The 18791-nt window shown below is 53.0% G+C and carries 16 protein-coding genes and 1 pseudogene; 15 read left to right on the forward strand and 2 right to left on the reverse strand.

Annotated features, from left to right (window positions below; all coding sequences use genetic code 11):
- Positions 1–4 precede the first annotated feature (4 nt).
- Positions 5–430 carry a hypothetical protein gene (locus tag ACP8MI_RS03615; protein ID WP_018121253.1) on the forward strand — a complete coding sequence of 142 codons (426 nt, stop codon included), beginning with the start codon at positions 5–7 and terminating at the stop codon, positions 428–430.
- Between the two features lie 77 nt (positions 431–507).
- The gene (locus ACP8MI_RS03620; protein ID WP_337891838.1) at positions 508–2091 is read left to right on the forward strand and encodes an alpha/beta hydrolase; all 1584 of its coding nucleotides are present in this window, start codon (positions 508–510) and stop codon (positions 2089–2091) included.
- A gap of 28 nt (positions 2092–2119) precedes the next feature.
- Here the strand turns inward: ACP8MI_RS03620 and ACP8MI_RS03625 are convergent, their stop codons facing one another.
- Positions 2120–3766, reverse strand: a complete 1647-nt coding sequence (locus ACP8MI_RS03625) for a peptide chain release factor 3 (RefSeq protein WP_337891837.1) — start codon at positions 3764–3766, stop codon at positions 2120–2122.
- Positions 3767–3906: 140 nt separating this feature from the next.
- Between ACP8MI_RS03625 and ACP8MI_RS03630 the strand changes: the two genes are divergently transcribed.
- Positions 3907–4467, forward strand: a complete 561-nt coding sequence (locus tag ACP8MI_RS03630) for an NADPH-dependent FMN reductase (protein ID WP_018121256.1) — start codon at positions 3907–3909, stop codon at positions 4465–4467.
- Here ACP8MI_RS03630 and pth read toward each other — a convergent pair whose 3' ends face one another.
- Positions 4468–5172, reverse strand: a complete 705-nt coding sequence (gene pth, locus ACP8MI_RS03635) for an aminoacyl-tRNA hydrolase (RefSeq protein ID WP_018121257.1) — start codon at positions 5170–5172, stop codon at positions 4468–4470.
- A 77-nt stretch (positions 5173–5249) separates the two neighbouring features.
- Between pth and ACP8MI_RS03640 the strand changes: the two genes are divergently transcribed.
- From ACP8MI_RS03640 to ACP8MI_RS03695, 12 genes and pseudogenes are all read left to right on the forward strand, one after another.
- A complete protein-coding gene (locus ACP8MI_RS03640; RefSeq protein WP_018121258.1) occupies positions 5250–6248 on the forward strand; it encodes a nitronate monooxygenase in 999 nt (332 codons plus the stop codon).
- A gap of 64 nt (positions 6249–6312) precedes the next feature.
- The gene (locus tag ACP8MI_RS03645) at positions 6313–7779 is read left to right on the forward strand and encodes a glyceraldehyde-3-phosphate dehydrogenase (RefSeq protein WP_018121259.1); all 1467 of its coding nucleotides are present in this window, start codon (positions 6313–6315) and stop codon (positions 7777–7779) included.
- Between the two features lie 553 nt (positions 7780–8332).
- Positions 8333–8878, forward strand: coding sequence for a replication initiation protein (locus ACP8MI_RS03650; protein ID WP_236588370.1), 546 nt, complete (start codon positions 8333–8335; stop codon positions 8876–8878).
- A 459-nt stretch (positions 8879–9337) separates the two neighbouring features.
- A complete protein-coding gene (locus tag ACP8MI_RS03655; RefSeq protein WP_049167879.1) occupies positions 9338–9871 on the forward strand; it encodes an FAD/NAD(P)-binding protein in 534 nt (177 codons plus the stop codon).
- A gap of 146 nt (positions 9872–10017) precedes the next feature.
- Positions 10018–10761, forward strand: coding sequence for an FAD/NAD(P)-binding protein (locus ACP8MI_RS03660; RefSeq protein ID WP_152680551.1), 744 nt, complete (start codon positions 10018–10020; stop codon positions 10759–10761).
- Positions 10762–10778: 17 nt separating this feature from the next.
- Entirely contained in the window at positions 10779–11810 is a 1032-nt protein-coding gene (locus ACP8MI_RS03665) for an ATP-grasp domain-containing protein (protein WP_049167877.1), read from the forward strand.
- Between the two features lie 148 nt (positions 11811–11958).
- Complete coding sequence (locus ACP8MI_RS03670) at positions 11959–13191, forward strand: ATP-grasp domain-containing protein (RefSeq protein WP_490290711.1); 1233 nt, start codon at positions 11959–11961, stop codon at positions 13189–13191.
- Complete coding sequence (locus tag ACP8MI_RS03675) at positions 13192–13839, forward strand: GNAT family N-acetyltransferase (protein WP_284589908.1); 648 nt, start codon at positions 13192–13194, stop codon at positions 13837–13839.
- Positions 13840–13856: 17 nt separating this feature from the next.
- Complete coding sequence (locus tag ACP8MI_RS03680) at positions 13857–14669, forward strand: polysaccharide deacetylase family protein (protein WP_161796705.1); 813 nt, start codon at positions 13857–13859, stop codon at positions 14667–14669.
- Positions 14666–15859, forward strand: coding sequence for an ATP-grasp domain-containing protein (locus tag ACP8MI_RS03685; protein WP_082150607.1), 1194 nt, complete (start codon positions 14666–14668; stop codon positions 15857–15859). The genes ACP8MI_RS03680 and ACP8MI_RS03685 overlap by 4 nt, the downstream gene beginning before the upstream one ends.
- Positions 15856–16671: an MFS transporter gene (locus ACP8MI_RS03690; protein ID WP_490290712.1), complete on the forward strand. Its 816-nt coding sequence runs from the start codon at positions 15856–15858 to the stop codon at positions 16669–16671. The genes ACP8MI_RS03685 and ACP8MI_RS03690 overlap by 4 nt, the downstream gene beginning before the upstream one ends.
- 690 nt (positions 16672–17361) lie before the next feature.
- A pseudogene (locus ACP8MI_RS03695) lies at positions 17362–18708 on the forward strand (IS256 family transposase).
- Positions 18709–18791 lie beyond the last annotated feature (83 nt).

Here is an 18791-nt window from a genome sequence, read left to right on the forward strand (position 1 = left end):
ATTCATGAAGAAAATGTTCACTGCAAGTTTGGCTGTGCTTGCGCTGGCGGGCCTGGGAAGCAGCGGGGTTGCTCAAGCGACGCCTGTGCAGAAACAACTGGTGCAATCGTCCTCGGCTCAGCACAATCCAGTGTTGAATCAGCTCAGCTCGGCGCTGTCTATTGGCAGCTCCGTGCTCCGGAACGACCCGAGCGGTAATCAGCCAAGCAACCTCCGCGCATTGGTGGCGTTGCTGAAGAACGTGGATAACAAACATTACAATGCCTTAAATTATGGTCTAACAACCCCGCAGCAGGCTGCGGATTGTCGTGCCCGCTTCGATGGTAAGCCAGGTGAGCCACGTCTGGACATTTATGTCCCCCAGGATTGTTCCAAGGTTGAGGTCACTCAGGACGATTACGATCAGGCTCTGCGCGCTATCGGATTCTGATTACCGTGAGTTGATGACTTCCTGGCCTTGCCCGGTAAAAACGACCGGAACCCACCGTGCCGGTAGAATTGTCTGTCATGCGTTCGAGTATTTTAGCTGTGTTGACAGGTACTACTTTGTTGCTCGGGGCCTGTTCGGCTCCGTCTGATGCTGATGACGCGCTGAAGGCAGCGCCAGAACAGGCAACAACGGGGCAGAATACGGCTGCAGAAACTACCACGGCCACGGAAAAAACAACCGCCACCACCTATGAATTTGCGCTGGAAGATTACCAGGTTTCTCCAGAGACACATTTACCCGTCCGCGGCAGCGTGACAACGGCGGGGCACAGCAATGCTCCGCTGGTGGTAGTAAACCATTTACGCACATTTAATTGCGCTGACGATACTTTCGTCTATCCGTGCGCAGATGGGGTAGATGACGTACGGGCAGATCGCGGAATGCACTATTTGGCAGAAGATCTCGCAGAGGCCGGCTACACCGTCGTCGTTCCTGATTTAGGGCCGTTGTGGGCGCCAGAAAGCCCCACGCAACCATACGACCAGGTGGAAGCCTGGGCGGGTGTGGTAGGTGCCATTCGTGGGGAACTGGAGGCAGCGAACCAGGGCCAGTCGCAGCACTTAGATGACAGCCTTGCGGGCATGACAGATTTTTCTCGCACGGGTGTGTTTATGCACTCGCGTTCTGCATTGCTAGGAAATAAGGCTGCAGAAATGTGGCCTGAGGTATCTTTGGCCAGCTATGGCGGGTTCTACCATGTGCCAGAATTTCCAGAAGATAATTTTTCCCCAGCTCCCGCCGATGTGCTTACTTTGACCATTGATGGGCAAGCAGATGAGGATACTTCCCAGGCCGCAGCTGACTGGTTACCGGAATACGTGGGGCAAGACAGAAACACGGCTGCTTTAAACTTTATTGTGTCAGGGCTTGGGCACAACTACATTAACCGCGTTTTATCTCAGCGGGAATTTGATGACCGCATCGATGATGGCGAAATTAGCGACAGTGGTGCTGCAGAGCATGAGGAATTTTTAGCAGAAGCTCTCCGGCTTTGGTTTGATCAAACTCTCCGTGGCCAAGACGGGCCGTATCCATTGCAGGCTGATGACGAGCTACCCGCCGAGCTCGCAGGCAGAGAAGCGAGCGTGTATGCTGCCACCCCGGCCGCTGCAGAACAATGGATTGCTTCAGAACCAGAAGCGCAACTGCCGGGAAGTGAGGCCGAGTTCTGTCGGATTTATCCGTCTATGAATCCGGTGCAGTATGACGACCGCTGTGATTTCGTGGACATGGGAATCGTTAATTCCGCTTCTGTCAATGCCCGCGTGCAATTGACTAAATCCCCCGTAGTGGTTCCGGTGAGTTCTGCGGGTGCCGAAACTTTGAGCATGCACATGATGCCTACTGGCAGCCGGGAAGACGGGAAGAAAGAAACCAAGCTGGAAGTTACCGCGATCATGGACGATGGTTCCCGACAGCAAATACCAGTGCCGGCACCCAACCCGGTACTGAAAGATACCACCACGGAAACCAGCAACGGCGAATACTGGATACGCACCTTAAGGATTAGCTTGCCGGAAACAGTAAAGAACCGCCCGATTAGCCAATTAGAAATCACTGGTGATGGCAGTATTGACTTGCGGGCGGTCGACCTCTACTAGGTGATTTAAACGCAGCGTGGGCCGATAGCTAATCAGCTACCAACGGCTCCATGGTCAGCTCTGGGTGTTCTTTTTGCACGAACGCGAGCTTCCATTTATCGTCAAACAGCGCTATCAATTCGCCGTCGGTGCGGGTGAAAATTTCCACTCCGCGCTGGCGGCCTAGTTCTTCAGCTGAGGCCGCATCGGTGCGTCGTGCTACCGAATAGGGCACGGGCTCGACGACGGTTTCCACGTTATATTCGACCTCCATGCGGGCCTGCATGACTTCGAACTGCATCGGGCCAACGGCTGCCATCACAGGGGCAGCGTCGCCGCGGAGTTCGTTGCGCAGGATCTGGACGACGCCCTCGGCATCCAGTTGCTCCAGCCCTTTGCGGAATTGCTTGTATTTGCCCAGTGATTTGGCCCGCAGGGTTTGGAAACTTTCCGGAGCAAACTGTGGCATCGGGCGGAACTGGATCTTCTTGCCCGAATAAATGGTATCGCCGGGAGCCAGCGATCCCGCGTTGACCAATCCGACGATATCGCCAGGATAGGCGGCTTCGACGGTATCGCGGGTGCGGCCGAACACCGTTAGTGCGTATTTCGTCGAGAAGCTGCGTCCAGATTGGGCGTGTGTGACCTGCATGCCGCGTTCGAAGATGCCAGAGACCACGCGCATGAAGGCTAGGGTGTCGCGGTGGTTGCGGTCCATGCCGGCTTGAACTTTGAACACGACACCGGCGAAATCGTCGTCCACCTCGCGGGTTTCGGCGATGGCGCCGGTGGCCTTTTCCATTACCTTGGGGTCGCACTCGCGACTACCTGGTTCTGGGGCGATTGCGCACAACGTGTCCAAAATTTGGTGCACGCCGAAATTCAACATCGCGGAGGCGAAAATCAACGGCGAGGTCACACACTGTTCGAATAGGTCTTGATCGTGTAGCGCGCCATCGGCAGCCAAAAGCTCGGCTTCTTCCACTGCCGTTTCCCAAGCCTCGGCTTCTTTTTCGCCGGCTTGCTCCGGTGAGTAGTGCTCTTCCGGTGCGATGGTGGAACCACCGGCGGTGCGGATGAAGTGGATGTAATTGTCAGCTTCACCGTCGTCGTTAATGTGGGCGAGCCCGCGGAAGTCACCGGCTTCGCCGACCGGCCAGTATAGCGGTGTGGGCTGGAGCTGAATCTCGTTGACGATTTCGTCGACAAGCTCCAAAGGCTCGCGGCCAACCCGGTCCCACTTGTTGATCACCGTGATAATCGGCAAACCGCGAGCTTTACACACACGGAACAGTTTCAACGTTTGCGGCTCCAGGCCCTTGGCAGCGTCGATGAGCATGACTGCGGCGTCGACGGCGGTGAGAACGCGGTAGGTATCTTCCGAAAAATCCGCGTGTCCGGGGGTATCGACCAGGTTGATTACATACGGTTCGCCGTCGTGGCCTTCCGGGGAATAGTTGAATTGCAGAGCGGAAGAGGCCACGGAAATCCCGCGGTCTTTTTCCATGTCCATCCAGTCAGACACAGTCGCTTTGCGGTTTCCTTTGCCGTGCACCGCGCCAGCTTCGGTGATGATGTGTGCATGTAGCGCCAGCGCCTCGGTCAGGGTCGATTTACCCGCGTCGGGGTGGGCGATCACAGCAAAGGTGCGGCGGCGCGAGGCCTCGTGGGCAGGGGAGGAAACAGCAGTGGTCATGGTTGAACAGTCTAATGGTTTGGTGATGTGCGTGCCGAGGTGGATCGGGTTTTCACGGAGACCAAGAAGATATTGTTGACAGGTCAACCAAGGGCGTTTTATTGTTGTTGTATCAACTTCATTATTTCTAGGAGGTAATCGTGAATATTGGTGTCTTTATTGGTTCGATCCGTGCAGGCCGCGCTGGTGAAGCGATTGGCCACTGGGTGCACGAGCATGCATCTCACCGCAATGACGGCCACAACTACGAGATCATCGACCTGCAGGATCATGACCTGCCATTTTTGGCCGCAGATACCGTCCCGGCCATGGCCAATGGCGAATACGGTGATCCTAAGACCCAGCAGTGGGCCAAAGTCATCGCCCAGTACGACGGTTTCGTTTTTGTGACTCCGGAATATAACGGTACTGTACCTGGCCCAATGAAAAATGCCTTCGACCAGCTCGGCCAAGAATGGCAGGGCAAGCCAATCGGCTTCGTCGGCTACGGTTACTCGCAGGCTGGTAAGGGCTCGACGGCAACTTGGCGTACCGTCGTCAGTGGCATGTTGGCTATGCAGCTTGCCGACGAAGATGTCAACATCGACCTGAACACTGCATACCCAGAAGATGCCAACGGTGAATTCCGCGCATCCGAAGCAGAAAAAGCTGGGTTGGACAAGATTTTGGATCAGGTCACCCAGGCTGGTGCTAAAAGCTAATTAGCGAGAATGAATCTCGTTTTGCGCGGCGCCTAGCCCGTGGGCCACGATCAGTCGGGCAGCCTCGGCGCCGGTGGCAATAAACTCATCAAAACCAGCCCCTGCTGGTACTGGGCCCAGAACCCAGGCAATGATGTCGTTTCCTTTGCCAGGGCGGCCCACCCCCATACGTACGCGGGGATAATCGCGGGTGCCCAGGTGCTCAGTCGTCGATTTTAGTCCGTTATGTCCGGCTTCATTTCCGCCTTGTTTGAGGCGGATTTTGTGCTCTTTCAGATCTAATTCATCGTGAATAAGCAGCACTCGCTCGGCGGGAATGTCTAAACGCTGCGCAACCTCGGCAATCGCAGGGCCAGAATTGTTCATAAAACTGGCAGTCCGCAGCACCAGGGCGGTGTTCTTGCCTGCGACGATGGTGGCGCCGAAAGCCTGCACGTCCTTAATAGGCTGCAGGGTCTCACCGGATTCAGCGAGCAAATCATCGACCACCATATAGCCCACGTTGTGGCGCGTGGCCGCATATTTTTGCCCCGGATTACCCAAGCCGACGATTAGCCACTCGGCTGTGACCTCTGCGAGATTTAACACCGGCTGTTGGCTCGTGGCCCTTTGATAGCCACCGTCGGCAGGGTTAGCGACTGGGTCACCATCACCGTCGGCATTGCGGCCGAATACTTTCGATAACAAGTTGCGCACAATATTCACCCGCCCAGTGTCTCATTATTGCGCGTATTTTCTCTACTGACTGCCGCATGTGCCCGATCTGCATTAGCCTGGCAGGTATGTCGGAATTATTACGCCAGTTGGAATCGCGCATCCTGATTGCTCCGATGGCAGGTGGTCCGTCCACACCGCAGCTTGTCACCGCGGCCGATAACGCCGGATCCTTCGGTTTTCTGGCGTTCGGAACCACTCCGGTAGATCGCGTGCAGAGCATGCTTGCCAGCATTGATTCGGGGGTGCGTTACGGGGTGAACTTATTTGCCCCACAAACCCCTGTGGAAATTACTGAAGAGATCAGCAGGTTTCATCAACAATTACAGCGCGACTACGGTGTAGCGGAACAACTCGCGGATCCGGATTACACCAATGGTTGGCAGGACAAGCTGGATGCTGTCATATCTGCCGATAATCCACCGGCGGTGGTCAGCTCGACGTTCGGGTGTTTTAGCGCTGCGGAAATCAGCCGTCTGCATGAGGCAGGTATCGAGGCGTGGGTGACCGTCACCAGTATTGAAGACGCGTTGAGTGCACAAAACGCGGGTGCCGACGTTGTGGTCGTGCAAGGCCCGGCAGCCGGTGGGCACCGCGCAACGTGGTCGGTAGATGAGCAGCCTTCCGGGCTGGGGTTGGTTGATCTGATTGAGACGATGTCGATGGCTGGCGTGAATACGCAACTGGTGGCCTCTGGTGGGGTGCGTACTGCTGACGATGCCCGCGAGTTGTTGCAGCTTCCGCGGGTAAAAGCGGTGAGTTGTGGTTCGGCATTTTTGCTTGCCGACGAGGCCGGCACCAGTGATTTCAACCGTGCTTTGTTGCATTCCGGGGGTACCTCGGTAGCGACCCGGGCATTGTCTGGCCGGGTGGCACGTGGCCTCGAGACGGAATTTATCCGTGAACACCACGATGACGTGCCGGCGATGTATCCGCTGTTGAACTCATTGCTGGCGCCACTGCGACAAGAGAATGATCCGCGGGTGGCATATTGCTTGGTTGGCGACGACGTCGACAAGATCGGTCAGGGCAGCGTGGCCGACATTCTTGCCCAATTACGGGGGTAGTAACCAAAATCGGGGTAGGATGTGGGTTGTAATTTTGCACCCCGATACCCCCGCGTAAAGGAAGATGACTGTGAATCAGCCCGCCGAGGTAGGACACGACAACTGGAATGAACGCATCGCGCTGGCACAGGAGATGATCCCGCTGATCAGCTCGCTGCACCGCAACAACAACGTTGTGACCTCTATTTTTGGTCGTCTGCTGATTAGCGTCACCGACATCGACATCATCAAGGCCCACGAGCGCGCGCACCAGGTCATCGAAGAAGACTTGCCGCTGGAGCAAACCCTGCCGGTGCTGCGCGAACTCACTTCGATGGATTTGGGTACTGCATCGATCGACGTCGGGCGTTTGGCCGTTGGATTTGCACAATCCGGTGCTACTGATCTTGCTGACTACCTGCACTCCGAACTGGAGGAAGTCATCGGTGGCCGCACCAACGTGAAAGAACCGACCGACGTCGTGCTCTACGGTTTCGGCCGCATCGGCCGCCTGCTCGCGCGCATTCTCGTCGAGCGCGAAGCATCCTATGGCGGTGTGCGTCTGCGTGCGATTGTCGTGCGCTCCAAAGGCGACGGCGACATCATTAAACGCGCCTCGCTGCTGCGCCGTGATTCCGTGCATGGCGAATTCAACGGCACCATTTCCGTGGATGAAGAAAACAACATCATCTGGGCAAACGGCACCAAGATCCAGGTTATCTACGCCAACGCGCCACAGGAAATCGACTACACCTCCTACGGCATCAACAACGCTATTGTCGTCGACAACACCGGCGCATGGCGTGATCGCAAGGGCTTGTCGCAGCACCTGGAGGCCAAGGGTGCAGACCGTGTCTTGCTGACGGCGCCGGGCAAAGGCGATATCCCGAACGTGGTCTTTGGAATTAACGAAAATAGCGTTACTGATGATGACAAGGTGTTGTCCGCCGCATCGTGTACCACCAACGGCATTACTCCAGTGCTCAAGGCACTGGGCGCTCGCTACGGCGTCGCGCACGGCCACGTCGAAACCGCCCACTCGTTTACCAACGATCAAAACCTGATCGACAACTACCACAAGGGTGACCGTCGTGGCCGCGCTGCGGGTCTGAATATGGTGCTGACCGAAACTGGTGCTGCGAAAGCGGTATCAAAGGCTTTGCCGGAATTTGAAGGAAAGCTCACCGGTAATGCCATCCGCGTTCCTACCCCGAACGTTTCGATGGCGGTGTTGAACCTGGAATTGGAAACCGAGGTGACCAAGGACGAGGTCAACGATTATTTGCGTAAGGTGGCGCTGCTGTCGAACCTGCGCCAGCAGGTGGACTACGTCAATGATCCGGAATTGGTCTCCTCGGACTTCGTCGGCTCCGTGAAAGCCGGTGTGGTTGATGGCTTGGCGACGATTGCCAATGGCACCAAGCACCTGGTGGTCTACGTCTGGTACGACAACGAGTATGGCTACTCCAACCAGGTAGTGCGCTTTGTGGAAGATATTGCGGGTAAGCGCCCACGTGTGCTGCCGCACCGCAGCCCAATCAGCGAACTGTAATCCAGCTGGATGGACCTCGAAACTGGTACGCCGTCGGCGACGGAGCGGCCGGCCGGAGAGTCATCACGCGGCGCTCCGCATCGAAGAGCAACTCCACGACATCAGCCTTGCCGATGAGAGCATGGGCGGCGGCGTTGATCAATAAGATGTCCCGCTTGTGCAGAGTCACGCTCGGAGTGCCCTGCATGGGGGACGCTTACGAAGACCTCGAATACCACTGTGATACCTCTCTTCCTAGTTGACGTAGAGAATCGCAGCATGTCCAAATAGTCCAGCGCATTCTCTATCGTTTCAAGTGTGAGTAGAAACGCAATAGCATCTACTCCTGCGGCGATTGTGGATGCGAATGATGCTGAAATGAACACAAAAGAACGCTATCTACTGAGTCTCCCGGGGCGAGCAAAATGTGAACGCACAGATGAGAGCGATAGTGGTCGCATAGCTATCGTAGAGAAGATAGCGTCTATCGGCTCAATGCAGATGATTGTCACCCAATCGAGCGTTCCAAATCGCAGGACAGAACCGGTTAACCGGCAAGGCGCAGTGTTTGTGGTTGATTGACCTGGTCTATGCGGACAGGGACTGCAAATCGCCCAATATGGCACTTCTGGCGGCGACGAGCCGGACTCTGGGCGGTTTTTTGGGCCACGACCCGAACTTCGCCCACCGGTTCAGCCGCAGCCCCTTCTACACGGGTGAGAGCCCGGATCGCTATATCTGGTACCGGCAGCATCACCGTATTGACCGGTTGTCCGACTTTATCAGGGAGGTGCGCGAGGTGGCCGACGAGCCCCAGCATGTATCGCCCCGCCAGGAGTTCTCCAGTGGGCGCGAGCTCATCGAGACGGTCAAGGCACGCCGGGAGCCGGCCCAGGCTTTCCGTGCGATCGCCAAACCATGGCCCGGCGGGTGCGTGGTTATGTCACCCAGGGCAAGACCGACTCCTACGGCACACCGACCGCCCGTTATGCCACCACAAGCCAACGCAAGGCCCTGTCCACCATGGGCCGCAGAGGCGGCCAAAAAGCCGCCAAGAGGTGGGAAACAGACCCCGAAGGAGAATACGCCCAGAGCCAGCGGAAAACCTGCAAGAAGTTAATAAGCGAAAGCGGGCGCCCGGAAATAATACGCGCGTGCACAAGTCTTGGTTATTGCGTCACAGGCATTTAATCAAACCGGGCAGATTCCTGCATGGAAAGAAATATCCCAGGAGCTAGGCGTTTCAAGGCGTATGGTGGCCCACCACGTCGCCGAAGGTTTTCAGCATCTGTGTGTTTGCCAAGCTCTGCCGGGGTGAATTTACAGGGTTAGACGTGTCTACGGCGGTCGTTAGCTCCAGACATCCGCCTGGAAAATACTTATACAGGGGGCGTAGAGCTCGATGACCGGACCGTATCTGTCGGTGCGAGTCCGCTCATTGGAGAAAGTATTGAGCCGCAAGTGGAGTCAGGGGGAATGATAATGTGACTCATATTATATAAAAGTAGGGTTTTAACCTAGCTCTCTGTGCTACTCTTGTGGCATTAAGGATCCACCTATAGAAGAATCGGTATTGTTTATGCGACTAGCGATCTTAGGCGTTGGGGCTGGAGGGACATTCCTTCTCAGCCGCTTGGCGGAGTTAAGTTCTCCGGATTGGGCGGGGGGAGAAATTTTCCTGTTCGAGGATCCTGAGTGCTTAGGGGCAGGGTTGGCTTTTAACCGGGATGTAGCGGAAGCGATTATTAACACGGGCCGCTCCCGTCTCGCGTCTTTAGCGCCGCCCTTTTATCCCCTTGATAGATACTTTTCTCAGAGCCCGTTTGAGTTATCCGATTTTAATAGCAATCCTCTTCCTCGTGAAGCGTACGGAACCTTTTTAATTAAGGCTCTTTCTTATGCGATTCGGATATTGCAAGAGCATGGTCTACGAATCAGTCTGGTTCCCGAAAAAGCGAAAGAGGTTAATTTTTCGCCGGGGAAAATTAAAGTACTTACTGAGGGAAAATTCCAGGTCGAAGTAGATCAAGCGGTGATATCTATTGGGACGTGGAATAAAAAAATTCTGTTAAAACTGGCGGAATTCCTTATATTCCATTTCCTTACCCTCTGAAAAGAATTTTGCAAATTTTCGATAACCCGAGCGCAATAGGAGTGCTCGGGTCGGGATTGACTGCTATCGATATTGCTAGCGTCTATGAGAAAAGGGCAGCTACAGTGCATCTTTTTTCCCCGAGTGGGCGCTTACCCTGGGTGCAGGTGGAATCCGATGAAGATACGCTAGACCCGCTATATCTTACGGAGGATAATCTTGACCGCCTTCAATATTCAGGCAGTCTTTCTGCCTCCTCTGTGTTGGATCTTCTTGATGCTGAGCTTGCTAGATTCGGAATGAGTCGTGCTTCTTTCGATGACGAAAGTCGAATTACTCGTAATTGGCAAAATCCCTACAGTGATTCCGCAGACCTTTCATGTCATCGAACGATTAGTAAAACGAATCATGTGTTGAATGCCGCTTTTGCATCCTTATCAGTCGATGAGCGCTTCACATTGAGGCAAGGTCTCGGGTCAGGATGGCCGCGATACCGCGTACGTGTTCCTCTTGCGCGCTGGCGTCAGATTAAAAAAATGATTGAGGAAGATCGGATTATTCTCCATGCAGGCGTATGGGCGGATTCTCGCCAGCTGGGATCTATTTTGAGCGATATCGGGGCGGCGGGATTAATTAATGCAACCGGTTTTTCCGCAAAGTACGAAGACGCCCCTTTCTTCTTGAGGCAGCTAGCGGCGGAAGGGCATATCGGATTGGATGCGGAGGGGAGGGGGCTGTCGGATTACTTCACGGGCCGAGCCATTAGCTCTGATGGTGAGATGCAGGACAATCTTTTCCTTATGGGGCAAGCTACAGCCGGAAGCCTTTTAGTCACCTCGGCGCTGGATGCGGTTCATCGCCAAGCGAATCATATTGCGGAAAATTTGCACAAAGAGTTTTGCAAAATATAGTGCTGAGGAGTCTAGATATGCAGGAAAAACACCTGGTTATTATCAGTGGAAATGATTCGAGCTTGCCGAAGGTTTCCCCACCTAATACGAAAATCACACTTATTCAAACTGCCGACAGGGCCACTGATTGGCAGAAAAAATATGTCGATTCCTATATTGAGGTCGAGGAGATTAATGAAGACACACTCCTCGAAGTCTTAAGAAGCATTCACCTGATGCACCCTGTTACCGGGTTGGTGTGTTTCCTCGAGCCCGTCATTCTAGTTGCGGCTCGGGTAGCGAATATGCTGGGCATTCGGTCTAACCCCCTGTGCGCAGTTTCCACGGCTCGCGATAAGACACTAACCAGGCAAGCCCTGGACAACGCAAATATTCCCCAGCGTCCGTGGCGGATGTGTGGAACTCCAGAGGAGGTTTTGGCTTTCTGGAAAGAACTCGGGGAAGAAAGTGTGGTGATAAAACCGATCACGGGAGCTGGGAGTGCTGGTGTTCGACGTGTGAAGAACGAAGATGAGGTCCGAGCCCATCTGGCTGAGATTTCGAGCTTGCATAGCTGGGCTCTTCTCGATAACCCTGACTTGCTAGTCTTAGTAGAAGCTGTTTTGCCGGGGCGGGAATTCAGCGTTGAAGCGATGACAGTGGATGGAAGTCATGAAGTTGTTCAAATTACGGAAAAAATCACGTCTGGCCCTCCCCGCTATGTCGAGATGGGGCACTGGCAACCTGCAGAATTAAATGAGCAGCAAAAAGACCAAATCTCACGCCGCGTACCCAGCATTCTTGACGCCATAGGACACAGGATAGGGCCTAGTCATACAGAGATAATGGTTGATGGTGAAGATGTGTGGCTTGTTGAAACTCATACGCGATTCGGAGGAGATCAAATCTGGGAGCTCACAGAGCTCACCACTGGGAGGCACATGGCCACAGAAACTATTTTTGCAATTCTTGATCTCCCTCTACCTGCACCTGGGCCGCGATATTCAGAATCCGCTATTTTTTCATGTCCTGGGCTTCCCATTCTGAGGTCCCCGTCATACCGGGATTAATTCGTGTCAAGCACCCGTCTCGGAGAGAACTTATAAGGAGGGATCAAATCATTGATTCCTCTACACGCACAGGCTACGCCCTAGCAGCCGGCCCGAATGCCGCCTCTAATGCCCTTTCGGCAGTTAAAGCTCTTCAAAAGGAGAATTAATGTCAACTGAACCGATTTTGCTCATGTCTCCTGGAAAAGTCCTTCACCGATTGGGAAGTGCTAGGTTAACAAGCCTTCTCCCAGAGGGGTCGGTAATTTTTACGTCACATGATATTGATGTTGAGCGGGGCCAAATTGCCGACCTAAAAGTGTTTGAGAACTATGCATCTAATGATGAAATCCCTCTATTGGCTTCAGTAGCTATTGATCAATTTTGTTTGGATAAAATAGTTATACTAGCCGAAGCTGACATCCTCAGGGCAGCGGAACTCCGACGACGCCATGGGATAGATGGCCTGCAGCCACAAGAAGCTATGTATTTTCGGGACAAGGTCTTAATGAAGAGCCGAGTTGCTCAAACAGGAATTCCTGTGGCGGCACATCGAGTCGTTACGACAGCGATGGAACTTGTGGAAGCTATAGACGAAGTGGGGTACCCGTGTGTAGTTAAGCCTCCCCACGGCCGAGGATCATCGGGGGTCGAAATCCTTGCAGACCCTGAAGCCTTAATTAAGTACTTGCGAAAAGGACCATTTAGCGACCGGGGTGATACCTCAAGGGTCATCGTAGAAGCGTTTATAAGCGGGGATCAATACCGCGTGGACGGTATTTGTAAAGATGGGGAAGTGCAGTTTTGCGCGGTAGCTCTCTATATCGGGAGCCATCTTGATTACCTCGCAGGAGGATATTTAGGATCCATTATCTTGCCTCAGGATGATCCTAAAAGCGTCGAAATTTCATCCTTGGCCCATAGAGCTATAGAGGAAGCTTTACCCCCTTATACCGGCGCTTTTCACCTCGAAGCCTTTTGGACAAATCAAGGAGCAGTATTTAGTGAGGTAGGAGCCAGGCTCGGCGGGGGATCGATATCGGAGGAGATAGAGGTGTCCTACGGGGTGAACATCGCTGCTGAATCAATACGACTTCAGTGCGATACTTCCACTTCTATGGATGACTATCCTCAAAAGAGACTTGCGGGCCAGCTACATGTCTCTCCGCATGAGGGAAAGCTTCTTTGTGCTCCTGAACGATTGAACCACCCGTCTATCGTGACGAGTGAAATCGCTGCTCCGGGGGGAGAATTCAGCCTTATGTCACATACGAATAGTGAATTTGCTCGGGCTGTCTTTGAGACGGAAAGCGTGGAAGAGGCAAAGATCACTATTGAGGATTTGATTAACGAGATAGATAGCACCACTGAATGGCTGCGAGATCTAGAGGAGGAAGTGTGAATGTGGAAAAAATTGGACCTAAATGATGCCTCGGCGATTTTAAAGCTTCGAGATTGCGTTCTTTCAAATCTCAATCATCCTGATGAATATGTGCGAGAAGATGATGAAACGTCGTTTGTTGGAGAGCATCTTGGAGAGTTTGGGGTGTCGTTCGGAAGCTTCGAAAATAATACGCTAGTAGCGTATTGCGCATTAACGACTGACCTCTATGGGAGCAGAGAAATACGCGAATTTGAGGTGTGTGCCCCTCGCCCGGGCGATTTGGTACTGGCTGCAGGAATGGTTCACCCCAACTATCGGGGTCGTGGACTGCAGCGCGAGGCAATCCGAATCAGGGTTCAGGAAGCGGAAAAAGTCGGCGCCTCACGATTGCTTGCTCAAGTATCACCCCGAAATACTAATTCTCTTCAGAACCTGTTTTCCGAGGGTTTCCAATGTACTCAAGTAGCTTCTTATCGTGATGGCCGTTTTCGACTAATCCTTTCGTTCGATTTATGTTCTCAAACTCCTCCGAATGAATTAATTGAGGACGTATCGTTAATTCTCGTGCAGAATTTTTCACAGATCAGAGCCGAGATAGAGAACAGGCGCAAAGGGTACCGAATGGTCCGGTCTGCATCCGGAGATTTTATGGTGGTTGGCGCATGAATCGCATACTCCTAACGGTGGACATAGACGCTGTGACGCCGATGCTAGATGAACTATCGATTGACGAAGCGCCTAGATACGTCGAAGAAATAGAACAACGCATGTTTGGTTTGGAAGTAGGCCTGCCGCGTATTCTTAGAGCATTCCGCGAGCATGATATTTCAGCCACGTTTTTTGTTCCTGGCCTAATAGCGGAAAAATTCCCCGAGATTGTACGAGATATTTATACGGATGGCCATGAGGTCGCAGCGCATGGGTGGCGTCATACTCCGCCGCGTTTGCAAAATAGAGAGGAGATTAGGGACGATCTCCAGAAGACGATTTTTTCGTTAAAACTAGCGGGTGCGGACCGCATCTGCGGTTACAGATCCCCCGAATGGCAAATGACGGCAGAGCTTCTCGAGGTCTTAAATTCTACTAATCTTTTGTATGACAGCTCGATGGCGAGGAGAGAATCGCCGTACCTGCTACAGGGGAGAGACCAGCCGCTGGTGGAATTGCCAGTGAGCTGGTCTTTAGATGACGCACCTTATTTACTATGCACTTCTCGCTCTTTTGCGCGGCCTGTGAGTGGGGAATATCTCGGGAAGAAGTGGTGCCATGATCTTTCTGCTATTGCCCAGTATGGAGGCACAGGCATCCTGACCATACATCCATGGTTAATAGGAAGGGCCCCGTCTTTCGTCGCCCTAGAAATGGTTCTCGACTACATATCCAGTGATTCTGAAGTGTGGACGGGAACTGCTGTCGAGCTAATCAAAAACGTCGGAACTGCGGATCTTCCCCTTGTTGATCCACAGCGAGGAATTTCCTGGTGGGAGGATCGATGACTGTTGTTCTAGCAGTAGGTGGGATTGCTTCTGCTCATAGTGTGGCTCTGTCTCGAGGTGTTCAACTCGTACATGTTCGGACCCATCGACATCACACCATGCTTCCCCCAAGTCACTATTTCAAAGTAATAGACGCTAGCCATCTTGCAAATCGCGAATTAAGTCAACTTAAGTATGTACTCAAACAAGTCGAGGGGATAGCGTTCGACGCCATTCTGTGCCTACACGATGATTCCGTTGTTCTTGGCGCCCGTTTGGCAGAGAAGATAGGCCTTGCTTTCGCCTCGGTGTCGACTGCGAAAGCTACAGTCGACAAGGTCTTGATGCGTCACATTCTTTCCAACACCAATCTAGGCTCAGTGCGGTATGGGGTAGTTGTTGGTGGTGATGTTTCTTGGATAACAGATCCTCCTGAGGGTTCCGTGGTATTAAAGCCATCTACTGGGCGGGCCAGCGTAGGGGTCCAGGTTTTGCCAGACATAGATAGCGTCCAGCGCGTTATCGGGAAAGACCCTTTTGAATTCGAAGGTTATTTAGTTGAAGAGCGCAAAATAGGGGCAGAATACAGTGTTGAATCACTCCTTTCATCCGTAGGTGAATGGCATGGGGTGACGGCTAAAACAACAGCTGGAGTGATTGAAACGGGTCATGTCCACCCCGCCCCTATTACTGAAGGGGAGGCTTGGACTATACGATCTGCAGCCGCATCGGCCCTCGAATACCTGGGCATTAAAAGGGGATTGCTCCATACCGAAGTGATTCTTGATCGGCAGGGAGTTCCGCACATTGTCGAAACCCATTTGCGGGGTGGGGGTGATGGCATTTTAGACTTAGTGAAATATGCGACTGGCTTAGATTTGACGGATCTCTATGTGGACGATCTACTTAATCGGCTTCATGATCTCCCGAATGCCCAAATCGGCCGCGCTGCTAGTTGCCAATATTCACTCCCGCATTCTTCTGGGGTTCTTACGGGGTGGTCTGGGATAGACGAGGCTAAACAGTGCAAAGGAGTAGTCGATATAGGGACAATTCTGTCTATAGGGGACTGGGTACAAGTTGAGCAGCAAAGTAGCTATACGCGCTTGGCGTGGGCGATTGCTACTGCAAATGATGGCCGCTTAGCCCAATATCGCGCTCGAAAAGCTGTTAACACAATAGTTCCTCATGCAACTAAGGAGAAAGAGTGAAGTTACATCGCATTCCCGGGGCCTCGCTTTTGTTGGGGTCGGCCTCTTTCAATTTCGCGTCGGGCTGTTACACAATTGCTCTGGGACAATCTCTGTTTGAAGCAACGGGATCCGTTAGCGCCTTTACGGCCGTAGTAACTATCGAATACGTAGGACCGATTCTTTTAGGCGCAATTGCAGGTAGTCTATCTGATCGGCTCAACGCGGCATTGCTATGTATGTGGGCTTCGTTACTTGCCGCTGTATCATTGTTCATTTACTTAGCTATTCCCGAGACGCTAAGTTCGGCGGGGATCGCCTTAGGTCTAGCAATTAATATTTTTAGGCCTTTCTATCGGGCGGGGATTTTTGCAGCAGGGCCTCGAACTGTATCTACAGATGATCTGGTTGCATATAACCTAAGATGGACAGTATCCGTCCAAGCAGGACAAATCGCCGGGGGTGCAATTGGAGGATTCGCATTATCATCTGCGGGAGAGGAATTAGCTTTTGGCATAGCTGGAAGTTCATTCCTGGCCTCTGCTGTGGCGATGTGGCTTGCGAAGTCCCGAGTTAAACGCTCGGTTAGTCAGTCGGAGCCAACACAAATTAACTGGTTTGAGGTGCTGCGATATTTCGCTAGCTGGTCTAAATTTATGGCCTTATTTCTCGTGGGAGCCGATTTTGTCACCATTTCCGCGTTCACTGTAGCTCTAGCTCCGCTGGTTAAAAGTGTTTTTAATGACACGATTTGGCTGGGTATTTTAGACGGGCTTTTTGCCCTTGGGGCGCTGTTAATTTCCTTTGCGGGGGGGGGAGGTACTTTCAGGTAGAGAGACGACCTTTCCGCAGCACGATTTCCGCGGGTTACGTAATTCAAATCGTGGGGCTCTCAGTGATAGCTGTAGGAGTGGGATGGGGTGCAGGTGGCCCTGTGTGTGCTTGTTTGGGGGCTGTCATTTTGGGGGCGGGGATGGCGCTCTCCTCGAGTCAGCAAGTTAGTTTCCTACAAGGCTCTGTCGAAGGTGAGGCGATTGGAAAAGTAGGATCACTCCGGCAAGCGATTATAGGTTTAACCACGGCGGCGGCGCTTCCTCTCCTAGGTATTGTTATTGGGGCCAACCTCTTAATCGCCTATTTAAGCGTGGCTGTTTTCTTGGCCGCGTGCCTTCTCCTCAATGTGATTCTCAGCAAGGTCGACAGCGGTGCCCGGTCTGTATCTAACTAACGGGCGGGTACGATCTGGGGTTGCCCGCAAATCGTGGACACATTGTTAAGCTGCTTAGTGGTTAAGCAGCGGCTTTCTTTTTGTCATCTTGATCAGCGATCCGAGCCTCGAAATCGACAGGGCTGATCATCCCGATAGACGAATGTCGACGGCGCCGATTGTAGACAATCTCAATCCAACAAGCCACCGCCTTTCGGGCTGCATCACGGGTTTGCCATTTCTTCCGATCGTAAAATTCGAGAGTGTCTGATGGTTTGTGTGTGGGAATCCATCCCGCATAAGGAGATAAGCCAGAATGACTACTGTGGCACGACGAGACTCGGCCGATAAGGCCAAGATTGATGCGATTGAAAAGAAGCTGCTTGCTAACCCTGAAATCGCGAAGCTGATTGATGACCTAGGCACGTCCACCACGGACGCTAATGACCTGGTTAGAGGTATGCTGCAAGCCTCGATTGACTCTAGGGTTTGAATGCTGAGATGGATGCCCACCTCGGCTATCAATCCGGTGATCGGGAAGCTAAAACTGCTACTGGGACTGATAATCACCGCAACGGCACCTACCCGAAGACTGTTGATTCCAACTACGGGCCGGTTACCGTAGAAATCCCCCGGGACAGAGCCGGGACGTTTATCCCGACCATGGTTCCCAAGGGCTCGAGGCGTTTAACGGATGTCGAGTGAGATGATCATCAGCTTGTATGCCGGTGGAATGACCATCCGCGATATCAGGCATCACATGGCCACTGCTATGCACGTGGATATCTCCCACGAGACCATCTCAGCTGTGACTGACGCAGTCCTCGATGAAGTCATGGTGTGGCAAAACCGCCAGTTAGATGAGTTCTACCCCGTGATCTTCCTTGACGCGTTGCGTATCAAAGTCCGTGATGGTGGACGTGTAGTCAACAAGTCTGCCTATATGGCCATCGGCGTTGATGTTGACGGAATCAAACACATTCTGGGCTTGTGGATAGCTAAAGAAGAAGGCGCGTCGTTTTGGGCACAAGTGTGCTCTAACCTGGCTAATCGTGGGGTTAAAGACGTCTTCATTGTCTGCTGCGACGGGCTGAAAGGCCTACCTGAAGCAGTAGAGGCAACCTGGCCAGGTTCGATGGTGCAAACCTGTGTGGTGCATCTTATTCGTGCAGCTAACCGGTGGGTAGCTTACGGGGACCGTAAGACCGTGTCAGCAGCACTGAAGAAGGTTTATACCGCCCCTGATGAGTCCAGTGCTGCTGCAGCACTGGCTGAGTTCGCATCCTCTGAGCTTGGCGAGAAATACCCCAGGCCCGTGAAGGTCTGGCGCGACGCGTGGGGGCGGTTCGTCCCGTTTCTGCAGTTCCCACCAGCAGCGAGAAAGGTCATCTACACCACGAATTCGATTGAGTCGTTTAACAATGAGCTGCGAAAAGCCACCCGCAATAGGGTGCAGTTCACTAACGATGAATCAGCATTGAAGACGCTGTGGTTGATGATCTGCAACATTGAAGACAAACGAGCTGCAAAGAGGGCGAAGCAGGGCAAACGAGTCTCGGTGACAGCCGGAAGACTCATGGAAGGAGCCCGAGTTTCCGGCTGGAAACAAGCTATCAACCAAATGGCCGTGGCCTACCCCGACCGCTTCGACAAATACCTATAAACCTAACCCCACACACAAACAACTTGACACGCTCTAAAATTCGGTCTTCAATGTCGACCAAAATGATTCTGACATCGCGTTAT

This window comes from Corynebacterium sp. LaCa_70, from assembly GCF_058182015.1.

What these genes read in the sequence shown, in the direction of transcription:
- ACP8MI_RS03615 (WP_018121253.1), top strand. Translation starts at nt 5, where the DNA reads ATGAAGAAAATGTTCACTGCAAGTTTGGCTGTGCTTGCGCTGGCGGGC.
- ACP8MI_RS03620 (WP_337891838.1), top strand. Translation starts at nt 508, where the DNA reads ATGCGTTCGAGTATTTTAGCTGTGTTGACAGGTACTACTTTGTTGCTC.
- ACP8MI_RS03625 (WP_337891837.1), bottom strand. Translation starts at nt 3,766, where the DNA reads ATGACCACTGCTGTTTCCTCCCCTGCCCACGAGGCCTCGCGCCGCCGC.
- ACP8MI_RS03640 (WP_018121258.1), top strand. Translation starts at nt 5,250, where the DNA reads ATGTCGGAATTATTACGCCAGTTGGAATCGCGCATCCTGATTGCTCCG.
- ACP8MI_RS03645 (WP_018121259.1), top strand. Translation starts at nt 6,313, where the DNA reads ATGACTGTGAATCAGCCCGCCGAGGTAGGACACGACAACTGGAATGAA.
- ACP8MI_RS03655 (WP_049167879.1), top strand. Translation starts at nt 9,338, where the DNA reads ATGCGACTAGCGATCTTAGGCGTTGGGGCTGGAGGGACATTCCTTCTC.
- ACP8MI_RS03665 (WP_049167877.1), top strand. Translation starts at nt 10,779, where the DNA reads ATGCAGGAAAAACACCTGGTTATTATCAGTGGAAATGATTCGAGCTTG.
- ACP8MI_RS03670 (WP_490290711.1), top strand. Translation starts at nt 11,959, where the DNA reads ATGTCAACTGAACCGATTTTGCTCATGTCTCCTGGAAAAGTCCTTCAC.
- ACP8MI_RS03675 (WP_284589908.1), top strand. Translation starts at nt 13,192, where the DNA reads ATGTGGAAAAAATTGGACCTAAATGATGCCTCGGCGATTTTAAAGCTT.
- ACP8MI_RS03685 (WP_082150607.1), top strand. Translation starts at nt 14,666, where the DNA reads ATGACTGTTGTTCTAGCAGTAGGTGGGATTGCTTCTGCTCATAGTGTG.